Raw genomic sequence first — 13,045 nt, 5'->3', positions numbered from 1 at the left:
GTATCTTCAAACCGCATTCTTGTTTTTAGGGGTGTATTTCGTTACAGCCCCTTTTGGGTGAAACCACTTGGTTTCTATAGTATGTTACGCCACTTGGCGCTAACAACATGTGAACTTTTCATACATAGTGAGAGGAAATACTTATTTCCCGTATACTGCAACTAAATCATTAGTTAGCATACATAATTTTTTAGGAGTTCTATCTTCTACATCGGTTCATCACTTGATGATCATAAGAGACAACACTTGTTGTATGCAATAAATGACACTCGTCGAAGGTTAAATAACACTTGTTTAATATAGGTTATCAGTTGCTCACTTGAGTATATACTAAAAATTGTTACTTACTTTAAATTATAAAAGAGTTTCGCTGTGTTGGGAGAAGAAAGCCTGTGGATGAGCACATACCGGGCAAATCTGAGGAGCTTCAGTACCAACATGGATGTAACCGCAGTTAGCACAAATCCAAGCAACCGGTTCTTCGCGTTTGAATACTTTGCCGCCATTTACATAGCTTAAAAGATCAAGATAACGTTCTTCATGACGAGCTTCGATTTTACCAACTTGTTCGAAAAGGTATGCAATTTTAGCAAAGCCTTCTTCTTTTGCTACTTTAGCAAATTCAGGGTACATTTCAGTGTGTTCGTAGTTTTCGCCGGCTGCAGCGTCTTTCAAGTTTACTGCAGTATCAGCGTTAACGTCGCCACCGTGTAATAATTTGAACCAAACTTTAGCATGAGCGCTTTCGTTTACTGCTGTTTCTTCGAAGAAGTCAGCAATTTTGTTCAAACCCGCTTTGCGAGCTGCAGAAGCGTAGTATGTATATTTACGGTTAGCTTGAGATTCACCGGCAAAAGCGGCCTGTAAGTTTTGTTCAGTTTTTGTACCTTTTAATTCTGACATATTAATCTCTCCTTTTTGTTGTGACAACTTTGACACAATTCATAATGTACTTACGAAATAAAGTAAAGAATTAAAATAGCTTAGAAATAAACTTTTATTTCACAACAATTCAAACTAATGAATAATCATTGTTGATTACATTATAGCCTATGAAATTGAGAAAATCAAGCCCAAAAGTTTGAAAAATTTAAAAAAGATTTATTTGATAAAGCTTATCAATACGCGTGATTGCTGACTTTTTGGAGCGTTAACGCTTTGAAAACAGCATTATAACCATAAAAACGCAATTGAGAATGAATGTCAGTGATTCAAGTTTATAAAATGAGAATACCTACATTTTAGTAGGAATTAAAAATTTAACCGCCGTGGGGAGGCGGCCGGAGGATCCTTGAAATTGTAAATATAACAGACTCGTTTCGTTTGAAAGTATTTTTTAGCAAAATAATACGTTGTTTTGCATATAATGTATTCGGCAGGGAACTCTAAATGGTATATAATAAATATATTAGGATAGAATTAGTAAGCGTCCGTACTGTTATCAGACTTAATTTGAATTGATTGATTGTGAATCGAAGAAGGGAGACATGCAATGGCATTTGTACGATATTATGTAGGCGATGTGGTAAAAATGAAAAAGTCCCATCCTTGTGGAAGTGCGGAGTGGGAAGTTAAGCGTATTGGTACAGATTTTACGATTGTTTGTCGCGGTTGCGGTCATCAAGTGATGTTATCGCGCTCTAAATTTGAAAAAGCGGTTAAAAAGATTGTGATTCGTTCAGCTGAAGCGGAGGCGGCCGAGGCAGCTAAAAAAGAAGCGGCTTCTCAGGCAAAAGTGGCGGCACAAGCAGATGTGAGTGTAAGCTCCCCGGCTAATACGGCAGGAGGCGATACGGTTGATTAAGTTAACACCGTATGCCGCCAAGGGCGGGTGCGCTTGTAAAATAGGACCCCATATATTAGACGCTGTACTCAAATCGGTTCAATTTCCTACGAATGACCATGTTTTGACGGCTATGGGGGGCGCCGAAGATGCGGGCGTATATGTGCTAAACGAAGAGGTTGGTTTAGTGCAGACCGTCGATTTTTTCACGCCCGTCGTAGACGATCCGTATACGTTTGGGCGCATTGCAGCGGCCAATAGCTTGAGTGATGTTTATGCTATGGGTGGACGCCCTTTGACGGCTTTGAACATTGTAGGCTTTCCGGTGCCTCTTGTGGAAGCGGGCGCCTTAACGGATGTGTTAAAGGGAGCCATGGCAACGCTTGAAGAAGCCGGTGTAGTTGTATTGGGCGGGCACAGTATAGAAAATGAAACGCCCATCTTTGGACTCGCCGTGACCGGTCAGGTACAGCCAAATAAGGTTTGGCGGAATCGCGGCGCCCGAGTGGGCGATGCGCTGGTTCTAACTAAGGCGCTAGGTACGGGGATTATGAGTACGGCCTTAAAGGGAGACCTCTTTCCCGAGGGAACTCAGGCGGCTATGGCGAGCATGAGTATGCTCAACAAACTGGCCTGTGAAGTAGCTAAAAACTTTACGGTTCATGCCTGTACGGATATTACAGGCTTTAGCTTGATGGGGCATGGCTCTGAAATGGCAAGTGGCAGCGATGTATCGTTGGAAATTGATACGACAGCGTTGCCGCTGTTTCCTCATGTAGTCGAAGCGGCCGAGATGGGTCTGGTGCCGGCGGCTACCTACGGCAATCGTAAAGCGATTACGGCTGTGTCCGGTTTAGTTGAATTGGAATCTGTGTGGAGTGATATTTGTTTTGATCCGCAAACGTCAGGTGGCTTGTTATTGGCTGTGCCCCTGTCAGAGGCGGAAGAGTTGGTTAAATCCTTGCACCAAGCCGGTGTTCACGCGGCTAAGCAGATTGGCAAGGTGGTAGCGAGAGGAGATTTTGACGTTTATGTCCGATGAAGTGAAGGCGGTCTATGGAGCTGATTTACGCTCTATGACGGAAGTACCGAACGATGTGAAAAAAGAGTGGCTGGTACAGGGCAGTGTAGTCGTTGATATGCGCGGTTCTTTATGCCCGATGCCGGTGATTGCGACGAAGAAAGCTATGGAAGAGCACCCCGGAGCAGTTATTACAACTCTTGTAGATAATGAGGTCAGTCGTGATAATGTGACCAAGTTTGGTAAGTCCAGACAGTGTGAAGTAACCGTAGCGACTGGTGGGAACACACATTATCTAACTATGGTGCCGGCCGGTACACAAGTCGCCACAGTGTCCCCTGAAGCTTCAGCAACCAAGGCTTCGGTCACAGAGGTCGCTTCGGAGGCTCCAAAGAGTCCGGCAGCATCTGTTTCATCGCCAAACTTTGGTGGCAAAGTTCTTTTAATTACCAAAGATTATCTGGGCGAAGGCAATGAAGAATTAGGCCGCACTTTGATGAAAACATTTATGTTTTGCCTAGCGGAATCGGATGTAAAACCGTCTAAAATCTATTTTATTAACAGCGGTGTAAAAATGGTGACGGAAGAATCACCACATCTTGAAAACTTGAAGAACTTGGTTGAAGCCGGCGTCGACATTGCTGCTTGCGGTATTTGCCTTGATTTTTACGGACTGAAGGAAAAAGTAGTTGTCGGCTCCATTACTAATCTTTATGCCATTACGGAAGCGATGCTCACAGAGCCCATGGTAACCTTGTAGTGTGGCATTGCCCCGATACGAGAAAGGCCGATTATGGAAAACTTAATAGTATTTACAAATTATTATTTTGCCTATAAGGCGGAAAAAATGTTGCAAGCGGAAGGGATTAAATTGCAACTCATTCCGACCCCGCCGGCATTGCATAATATGTGCGGTCTTTGTATTCTGTGTGCTCATTCGGACTTGGAGCGAATTTTAGAACTGTTACAAGCGGCACATATCACTCACTCGGGTTTGTATACATATGACCGAGCTTCTAAAAAATGCACTAAAGTGCAAATTACACAAGAATGATGGTTTGTACGGGTAAAAAATAACCGCCTGTTTGATACATCTCGTTAAAGAATGCATCGGACAGGCGGTTTTTAGTTGATTTTATTGGCGGCGATTAAAGCGCAGTCCGTAGAAGCAGACCGACATTATTCATCAATAGAAAACTTCGTAGATGCAGAGGAATGATGGCTGCTTGATTTGTTAGATTTAGAGCTGCGGGACGATGAGGATTCATCGGAAGTATTGTCGTCCTTGCTGCCAGATTCACTCGATGGCGCCGCTTCCGCAACTTCATCATCTGTTGCCGGTGTTTGCTGTAAATTTAAATTGGAATAATACGCCTTATCCGCTTCGCGGTTCGTGATTAAGCCCTGCTGCGTCATCAAGGTAAGAACCGTGCGCTGTCGCTCTTTGGCTCCTTTGTAATTCGTCACCGGATTATAATAGGATGGAGCTTGCGGCATGCCGGCCAGTAACGCTGCTTGGCCTAAAGTGAGTTTAGCCGGGGTGGTGTCAAAATAGCCTTTGGCAGCTTGCTCGATGCCGTAATAGTTATTGCCGTAATAAATAGTATTAAGATACATAGTTAAAATTTCGTCTTTGGTGTAATACAATTCCATAAGGTATGCCAAAATCACTTCTTCCACTTTACGCGACATGATGCGCTTGGAGGATAAAAAGAGGTTTTTTACCAGCTGTTGAGTGATTGTACTGCCACCTTCAACGGTACGACCGGCCGTTACATTTGTGTAAAAGGCGCGACCGATGCCGAAAAGATCGATGGCACCGTGTTCGTAGTATCGCTTATCTTCCGTGGCTACCAACGCATCCTTTAAGTTCTGGCTGATTTCGTCTCCTTTCACGCGTTGATTGTCAGGCACTCGCTGATCAAGAGCCGTTTCAACGGCTTCTTTGAAGTGGAATAAACGATTGATACGAGCGGTACGGCTCAATTGGTCTTCGGTGGACTCTAAGGTCTGTTCTTTCATCGTATAAGGGCTACGTTGCTGGCCGGTTTCGTTTGGCGTATAGCCGGCAAACCAGTATAAACCGAGCCCCAATACGATGATAGTGATTAATAATTTAAATAATAGTTTCATGGCTCTATCATACCATAAGTGCAAAAAATAGCTAGTGATTTTTACACTTATTCATAGTAAAATATAATAAATATAATAAATACTATTATAGTTTTATAAGGAGGTTTCGATGAAGGGACGTATTGTTAGTGTTTCCTATTGGCCGGCGCCTCTTCGATATTATGAAGCGGTAGCGACTGATCGCAGTGCTTATAATGAAGTGATTGGCGCTATGGAGCAAGCGGCAGCAGCTATAAAAGCCAGTAAGCCGCAAACGATTTTAATATTGAGTCGCTATCATTTGACTTTAAATGATGCTATCGGCTACAGCCCGCAAGCTCGTTTGCGCGGCGCTATTCCATTGGCCAATGGTACCACCTTTACGGTTGGCATGGAGACGGATAGTACATTTAACGCGGCTTTGCGAAAATCAAGCGAACGCATGGGCATTCCGTTGACCAGTATTTTGGATAGTTTGCCGATTATTTCCACCGATGATTATTTTTTGCATCATACGGCTACAATTCCGCTCCATTTCCTGGCCGAACAGGGGTTGGGGAATAAGCAGATTGTGCGCCTTACCATGGGCCGCTTAAGTTATGAGGAATTATACATGTTTGGTAAAGTTGTGCAATTGGCGGCCGAAGCGTCGGGCAGGCAAGTAGCCGTTATCGGCAGTGCCAATTTGTTGCCAAACCATTGGGTTAACGGTCGTGATAAAAACCTCGATACCAATATTAATGTTATGTATGCGTTGGGCGACCAACAACCGCGTGTTTTGCAGACTTTGGGCTACCCACCGGGCGAGGAATATTCTTTGCGTACCGCCTCATTTGTACTGGGTGCCGTGAGTGGTCTTAAAGCTACGGTAGGGACTCATCATTTCTCATCGGTGGCCGGTGAAACCTATGGCTTAATACAATATGATGTAAAAAAATAAAAAAGTCTGTATTTTTTTACAAAAATACTTGCATTAATATTCACAACTATGTATAATGTTACACATGAAAGACAAGAACGTAAGTAACTGATTATTCAAAGAGGTGTTTATAATGAGTGATATTAAAAAAGTAGTATTAGCCTATTCCGGCGGTCTTGATACATCCGTAATTATTCCGTGGTTAAAAGAGAACTACGGCTGTGAAGTAATCGCTGTATGCTGTAACTTGGGACAACCTGAAGATTATGATGCGGTTGAAAAGAAAGCCATCAAATCCGGTGCTTCCAAAGCGTATATTCTTGATGTTCAAGAAGAGTTCGTAGCCGATTACATTTGGCCAACCGTTAAAGCCGGTGCCGTATATGAAGGTAAATATTTATTAGGTACGTCCTTTGCTCGTCCTTTGATTGCCAAGAAATTAGTAGAAGTAGCTAAAGCCGAAGGGGCCGACGCCATTGCGCACGGTGCAACCGGTAAAGGTAATGACCAAGTTCGTTTTGAATTGACTATCAAAGCATTGGCGCCTAATACTAAAATTATTGCCCCATGGCGTGAATGGGAGCTCAAATCCCGTGAAGACTGCATGGAATTCGCTGCTAAACACGATATTCCGGTAGTTGCCACTAAATCTCATCCATATAGCATGGATCAGAACGTATGGCATTTGTCCCATGAAGGGGGCGATCTTGAAGATCCGGCTAATGCACCTAAAGATGATGTGCATTTAGTTTGCAAATCTCCGGAAGAAGCACCTGACACACCAACCATGGTATCCATCGATTTCAAGGAAGGCGTACCGGTAGCTGTTAATGGTAAAACAGGCACTCCGCTTGAATTGTTGCAGACTTTGAACGAATTGGGTGCCGCTAACGGTGTGGGTATCGTTGATATTGTAGAAAACCGTTTGGTAGGTATGAAATCTCGTGGCGTGTATGAAAATCCGGGTGGCGCTATCATCATGTATGCGCATCGTGAATTGGAATACCTTTGCCTCGACAGAGCGACTTACCACTATAAAGAATTGGTAGCTAATAAATATGCAGAGCTCGTATATGACGGTATGTGGTTTGCACCATTGATGGCGGCGTTACAGGCGTTCGTAGATGAAACGCAGAAAACCGTAACCGGTACTATTAACTTAAAATTATACAAAGGTAACATCATCAGCGCCGGTGCAACATCACCTTATTCCTTATACAATCAGGAATTTGTAACCTTCGAAGAAGATGATGTATATAATCAGGCAGACGCAGAAGGATTTATTAATCTCTTCGGCTTGCCACTTAAAATTAATGCTTTAATGAAAGAAAAGGCAGGTAAATAAATGGCTAAACTTTGGGGTGGCCGTTTTACAAAGGGTACTGACAAAGCGGTAGAGGACTTCACGTCCTCTATCGCTTTTGATGCCCGGATGTATGCGGAAGATATTACCGGCAGTAAAGCACATGCGACAATGCTGGCGAAACAGGGAATTATCTCTCAGGCCGATTGCGATGCAATCGTGGCCGGTTTAAACGATATTTTGAAACAGATTGAAGCGGGCACGTTTGACTTCTCCGTGGCTCTTGAAGATATTCATATGAATATTGAAAAGCGCTTAACTGATGCCATCGGTGAAGCGGGCGGTCGCCTTCATACGGGCCGTAGCCGTAACGACCAAGTAGCTGTTGATTTGCATATGTATGTGCGTAAGACCGTAGTTCACATGGGTGAATTGTTGGTCAATTTGCAAAAAGCGCTCCTTGAAGTGGCTGAAAAGCACCAAGACGTAATTATGCCGGGCTATACGCACTTACAGCGGGCGCAGCCGGTACTTTTTGCCCATCATATGATGGCCTATTTCTCCATGTTTGGTCGTGATTTTGATCACTTACCGCTCATTTATAAGCACGCCGATGTAATGCCTTTGGGCGCCGGTGCATTGGCGGGGACGACGTATCCAATCGACCAGAGCTATACGCAGGAATTATTGGCTTTTAGCATAATTTACGAAAATAGTATGGATGCGGTGAGTGACCGCGATTATGTGCTTGAATTTTTACATTTTGCCGCTACGACTATGATGCATTTGAGTCGTCTCAGCGAAGAGATGATTATGTGGTCCAGCACGGAATTCGGTTTTATTGAGCTCGATGATGCGCATTGCACCGGTTCCAGCATTATGCCGCAGAAAAAGAATCCTGATGTATGTGAACTTGTACGCGGTAAAACGGGCCGTATTTACGGCCATTTATTGGGCCTTTTGACAACCATGAAAGGCTTGCCGCTTACCTATAATAAGGATATGCAGGAAGATAAGGAAGGTATTTTTGATGCTATCGATACCTTGCAATTTGCCTTGTCGATTATGGCGGATATGCTTCGTCAGATGACCGTTAACGGTGAACGCACCTATTCCGTCTTAGCTAACGATTTCTCTAATGCTACGGATATGGCCGATTACTTGGCCAAAAAAGGTGTACCGTTCCGCGAAGCCCATGCTATCGTCGGTGAAGCGGTGCAGCATTGCATTCAGAATCATTGTGTTTTATTGGATTTGACCGTGGAAGATTTCAAAAAAATCTCCCCTGTATTCGAAGCCGATATTCTTGATGCAATTACCATTGAAGCCTGTGTGGCCGGTCGTAAAAATTACAGCGGCACAGCGCCTGAATGTGTAGCCCGTCAACGTAAAAACGGGGCGGCTCAAGTGGCCGAAGAAGAAGCACAATTGGCTAAATGGGCAGCACAGCTTGATTCTATAAGAATCTAAGGGGCTGCCAATGAGGCGATAAGCGCTTTAGCGGCTAATTTCCACTAAGTGTTTAAAGCGGCTTTTTTTACAGGTCCGTCAAATCATGTTATACTATATAGTGCATACCAAAAAGATAATTAGACTTTTGGTATGCATTTTATTTTATATCGGTTCAGGTGAATGGCGTGACACCGGAAGTGTCGGCAGTCGGCCGTGATACCGAAAATTTGTCGATAGACCGTGTGTTTAAGACAACCGGGATAGACTTTGCAACTATGAGAATTGAGGGAGGGATGGGTATGCATACACCGTCATTAACAAGAGAAAATGCCTTGGCATTATTGAAAACATATAATAAAGAACCGTTTCATATTCAACATGCCTTAACCGTGGAAGCGGTGATGCGTTGGTACGCCAATGAGCTTGGTTTTGGTGAAGAAGCGGATTATTGGGCTCAAGTAGGCCTTTTGCATGACGTGGACTTTGAAATGTATCCGGAAGAGCATTGTGTTAAAGCACAGGAGCTTTTAAAAGAAGCGGGCGTAGCTGACGATGAAATTTATTCTATCTGTTGTCACGGTTATGGTATCTGCATCGATTTGGAACCAAAAGAATTGATGGAAAACGTGCTCTATGCGGCCGATGAATTGACCGGTTTGATCGGTGCTGCTGCTGCTTTGATGCGCCCTTCCAAATCAACGAAGGATATGGAACTTAAGAGTCTGAAGAAGAAATTCAAAGATAAGAAATTCGCTGCCGGTTGCTCTCGTGATGTCATCAAAAACGGTGCTGAACGGCTCGGCTGGGAACTGGATGAGCTTTTAAGTAAAACCCTGGCCGCCATGCAGGCGTCGGAAGATGAGATTGCAAGGGAATATGAATTGCAGGTAGGAAATTAACAGACTGTTAATTTGTGCCTGGACTACCCGCCGTCCTTTAACGCTTCGTTGTTAATGTCGTTAACGGTTTGTGTAATTTTTAGGCGGTAAAAGTGCGCGTTAAAGTGTTCACTGTCATTCGACAAGGGCCTGGATTTGAAATTCAATGACGGAAATATTTTGTGTGTCTGTGCACAGTAGACACACCCTGTTTTAGTTCGAAAAAAATCATAATTAATTCGGAATAGGCCCTTAAAATACCTAATCGGCATAGGAAAAAATAGACTAAAATTGAAACTTTTTATGGTTCAAATGAATTCTCCTCGTTTATATTATAGAGTTTATATATTTTTATTCAATTCGTGTAATATTTTTTGTCCGCCAATGGGGTAAATTTTGCGTAAAATTTTTAAAAAGTTAGGTATAATGCCCACTTTGAGAATTGCACCATGAAAAACACGGGCCGCCATTGATGGCGACTAGCTTTCGTGGACCTTTTTTATTGAAAAAAAGACTTTCATTAATTGTCAATAGATGTTAGAATAAGTCGTCAAATAAAATAAAGAGAAATACGTTTCATACGATACCACATCCACGCACAACCGCAAGGACTGGTATCGATAGCGGTCACTGATTATTAAGTTGTAGATGTTGAGCTACATTAGAAAGGGGATTGATACATGAAAACCACCGCTAAAAAAATGTCTGTATTCCAGCTTACGACCCTCGTTGCAGCAAATATGATGGGTGCTGGGATTATTATGTTGCCTACTAAACTTGCAGAAGTAGGAACTATTTCCGTTTTGTCTTGGCTGATTACAGCCGTAGGGTCCTTAGTATTGGCCCACATTTTCGCACAGTGCGGCATGTTCACAACGAAAACCGGTGGACTTGGCGGCTATGCAGAGTATTCTTTCGGCAGAACCGGACATTTTATGGCAAACTATGCTTATGCCATTTCACTTGTAATTGCAAACGTAGCGATTGCGATTTCCGCAGTAGGCTACGCAGCTGTTTTATTTAATTTAACCTTGACGCCGGTACAGATGAGTTTAGCCACTATCGTGCTTCTTTGGTTAGCTGCCGTTCTTAACTTCGGCGGTAATGCCAAAACCGGTCGTATAAGTAATATCACTGTTTGGGGGGCTATCATCCCTGTATTGTTCATCAGCGTATTCGGCTGGTTCTGGTTTGACCCAAATATGTACACAGCTGTATGGAATCCGAACCAACTGCCTTTCTTTGATGCAGTTAGCGAATCCATCGCATTAACTCTTTGGGGTTTCTTGGGCTTTGAGTCCGCAGCAGCTAACATGGATGCTGTAGAAAATCCAAAGAAAAACGTACCAATTGCAACATTCTTTGGCACATTAGCAGTAGCGGTGATTTATGTATTGTCTACTAATATTATGGCAGGGATTGTACCAAATGTTGATTTATTGAACTCAACGGCACCATTCGGTATGGTGTTCGCGCAGATGTTCAATGAAACTGTTGGCCAGATTGTTATGGCTGCTATGGTAATCTCTTGCTGCGGTGCTATCCTTTGCTGGCAGTTCACTTTATCTCGTGTGTTCAAAAGCTCTGCCGATGCAGGCTTGTTCCCTAAAGTATTCAGCCGTGTAAACAAAGCTGACGCACCTGTACGTGGTTTGTTGATTCTCTTGACGATTCAGTCTCTCTTGGCCTTCATGACCATGAACGAATCCTTGAGCCGTCAGTTTGAAAACCTCGTTAACTTGGCAGTAGTTACGAATGTATTCCCTTACATTCTCTGCTGTATTGCTGTTAATAAATTATTAAAAGTTGAAGGTGCTTCCAAATTCACTCGTCGCAGCATTTTCGGTTTGAGCATCGTAGCGATTGCTTACTCCGTATACGCAATTTATGCGTCCGGTGAAGGCCCTATGATCGGCGGTACGATTGCTATTATTATCGGCTACATTGTTTACCAATTGGCCTTCAATATTGTGCCTCGTGCTCTTCGTTCCAAACGTAGTGTGGCTTAATCAGCCCAGACGTAGCGTGGCTTAATCAACCGAAATGTAGCGTAATCAACTGACCTATACGGACTGCAAACACTTCCGAGTGCTTGCAGTCCTTTTTGTTTTGCTTTATAGTAAGAATAGAGGTTTGAAGACTAAAAATTTAGCACTAAAGATTCAGGCATATTCTGCTATAAATTTGTAAAAATAGATATTTTTTAGTTAAAAAGCTTTTGACTTGAAGTGAAATATAGAGGTAAGAGGATATATGACTTTATTACAGTTAAAATACATTGTAACCGTGGCCAAGCAAGGGTCCATTAATAAGGCGGCGAAAGAATTATTCATCGCTCAGCCGAGCTTGACGGCGGCTATTAAGGAATTGGAGCAGGAATTGGGGATTACCATTTTCTCCCGCACCAATAAGGGCGTCATCGTTTCAACGGAAGGGGAAGAGTTCCTCGGCTATGCCCGTCAGGTAATTGAGCAGACAAATCTGATTGAAGAAAAATATTTCGGACAAACGCCGGTTAAGCATCAATTTTGCGTATCTACGCAGCATTATTCGTTTGCTGTGGAAGCCTTCGTAGATGTTTTAAAAGCCTATGGTGGCGATGAATATGATTTCCGTATTCGTGAAACACAGACCTATGAAATTATTGAAGACGTAGCGCGACTTCGCAGTGAAATCGGTATTTTGTACCTTAATGAGTTCAATGAAACGGTTTTACGCAAAGAGTTTAAACGACATGATTTAACCTTCCATCCATTGTTTACGGCAAGGCCTCATGTATTTATAAGCTCTTTTAGCCCTTTGGCATCTAAAGAGAAGGTTACCTTGGAGGATTTGGCACCGTTTCCACGACTTTCCTACGAACAGGGGGAGCATAATTCCTTCTATTTTTCAGAAGAAATTTTGAGCACCTGTGACAGTGCCAAAGATATTGTGGTGTGTGATAGAGCGACATTGTTTAATCTCTTAATCGGGCTTGACGGTTATACGATTTGTTCCGGTATTATCAGTGAGAAACTGAACGGCCCTAATATTTTGGCTACTCCGCTTGATGTGGATGAAAAAATTGAAATCGGCTATATTTTGCATAATAAGGTAGCGGCCGGTAAATATTGTCGCAATTATATTGAAGCACTTAAAAAGAATACGCAAAGTGTTTGATCAGGACACAAACCGTAACGGTTAGATATAGGTTTAAACTATAGCTAACCGTTTTCTGTATATATTAGCCACAGAAGACAAAAGAACGTATAATGATTTCAGTCAAGGGAAGTTCAACAGTCATTGAACTGTTAAAGAGAGAGAGTTACGAGGGGACTTTGAGTGAGCAGAGAGCGTAACTACAAGAGAGATACGGGCGGGGTGAGAGCCGCCGGTAAATAAAAAGTTGCTTGGTGGGGTGAGAGCCACGGGCAACGGGGACTTTTAATTAAATAGTATCCGTGTTTTAACATGGATCGGGGGAATTATACAGAAGACGGTTATATCGGTAAATTTTACCGACATAACCGTCTTCTGTTTTTGGGCTCTTTGTCAAATTTTGGGGCGCTAAAGAGTCTATGCACTTTGAGGAAGGACA

At 43.0% G+C, this 13,045-nt stretch carries 11 protein-coding genes and 1 pseudogene; 10 read left to right on the top strand and 2 right to left on the bottom strand.

Annotated features, from left to right (window positions below; genetic code table 11):
• Positions 1 to 354: 354 nt before the first annotated feature.
• Positions 355 to 903 (bottom strand): rubrerythrin, encoded by a 549-nt coding sequence (rbr, locus tag MXE28_RS10520; RefSeq protein WP_021840174.1) that lies wholly within the window; start codon positions 901 to 903, stop codon positions 355 to 357.
• 589 nt (positions 904 to 1,492) lie between these two features.
• Between rbr and MXE28_RS10515 the strand changes: the two are divergent.
• The 4 genes and pseudogenes from MXE28_RS10515 to MXE28_RS10500 form a co-directional block, all read left to right on the top strand.
• Positions 1,493 to 1,672, top strand: a pseudogene (locus MXE28_RS10515) (DUF951 domain-containing protein); the annotation flags it as partial.
• Between the two features lie 124 nt (positions 1,673 to 1,796).
• A complete protein-coding gene (gene selD, locus MXE28_RS10510; protein ID WP_226974660.1) occupies positions 1,797 to 2,825 on the top strand; it encodes a selenide, water dikinase SelD in 1,029 nt (342 codons plus the stop codon).
• Positions 2,826 to 2,859: 34 nt separating this feature from the next.
• A complete protein-coding gene (yedF, locus tag MXE28_RS10505) occupies positions 2,860 to 3,564 on the top strand; it encodes a sulfurtransferase-like selenium metabolism protein YedF (protein ID WP_226974661.1) in 705 nt (234 codons plus the stop codon).
• A gap of 33 nt (positions 3,565 to 3,597) precedes the next feature.
• Positions 3,598 to 3,858, top strand: a complete 261-nt coding sequence (locus MXE28_RS10500) for a DUF3343 domain-containing protein (protein WP_226974659.1) — start codon at positions 3,598 to 3,600, stop codon at positions 3,856 to 3,858.
• 125 nt (positions 3,859 to 3,983) lie between these two features.
• Here the strand turns inward: MXE28_RS10500 and MXE28_RS10495 are convergent, their stop codons facing one another.
• Entirely contained in the window at positions 3,984 to 4,937 is a 954-nt protein-coding gene (locus MXE28_RS10495) for a biosynthetic peptidoglycan transglycosylase (protein WP_226974658.1), read from the bottom strand.
• A gap of 109 nt (positions 4,938 to 5,046) precedes the next feature.
• Between MXE28_RS10495 and MXE28_RS10490 the strand changes: the two genes are divergently transcribed.
• The 6 genes from MXE28_RS10490 to MXE28_RS10465 all read left to right on the top strand — a co-directional run bounded on the left by MXE28_RS10490 (position 5,047) and on the right by MXE28_RS10465 (position 12,627).
• Positions 5,047 to 5,856 (top strand): hypothetical protein, encoded by an 810-nt coding sequence (locus tag MXE28_RS10490; RefSeq protein WP_247240143.1) that lies wholly within the window; start codon positions 5,047 to 5,049, stop codon positions 5,854 to 5,856.
• 112 nt (positions 5,857 to 5,968) lie between these two features.
• On the top strand, positions 5,969 to 7,180 hold the full coding sequence (locus MXE28_RS10485; RefSeq protein ID WP_127057979.1) for an argininosuccinate synthase: 1,212 nt from the start codon (positions 5,969 to 5,971) through the stop codon (positions 7,178 to 7,180).
• The gene (gene argH / locus MXE28_RS10480) at positions 7,181 to 8,608 is read left to right on the top strand and encodes an argininosuccinate lyase (protein ID WP_226974656.1); all 1,428 of its coding nucleotides are present in this window, start codon (positions 7,181 to 7,183) and stop codon (positions 8,606 to 8,608) included.
• Between the two features lie 281 nt (positions 8,609 to 8,889).
• Positions 8,890 to 9,489 carry a hydrolase gene (locus MXE28_RS10475; protein ID WP_226974655.1) on the top strand — a complete coding sequence of 200 codons (600 nt, stop codon included), beginning with the start codon at positions 8,890 to 8,892 and terminating at the stop codon, positions 9,487 to 9,489.
• A gap of 659 nt (positions 9,490 to 10,148) precedes the next feature.
• Positions 10,149 to 11,477 carry a putrescine-ornithine antiporter gene (gene potE / locus MXE28_RS10470; protein ID WP_021840164.1) on the top strand — a complete coding sequence of 443 codons (1,329 nt, stop codon included), beginning with the start codon at positions 10,149 to 10,151 and terminating at the stop codon, positions 11,475 to 11,477.
• Between the two features lie 244 nt (positions 11,478 to 11,721).
• Positions 11,722 to 12,627 carry a LysR family transcriptional regulator gene (locus tag MXE28_RS10465; RefSeq protein ID WP_021840163.1) on the top strand — a complete coding sequence of 302 codons (906 nt, stop codon included), beginning with the start codon at positions 11,722 to 11,724 and terminating at the stop codon, positions 12,625 to 12,627.
• Positions 12,628 to 13,045 lie beyond the last annotated feature (418 nt).

Source organism: Veillonella sp. KGMB01456 (assembly GCF_023051165.1).
GTDB lineage: Bacteria > Bacillota > Negativicutes > Veillonellales > Veillonellaceae > Veillonella_A.
Note: the sequence above shows the minus strand (reverse complement) of the source record. Positions and strands in the feature narration are given on the sequence as shown.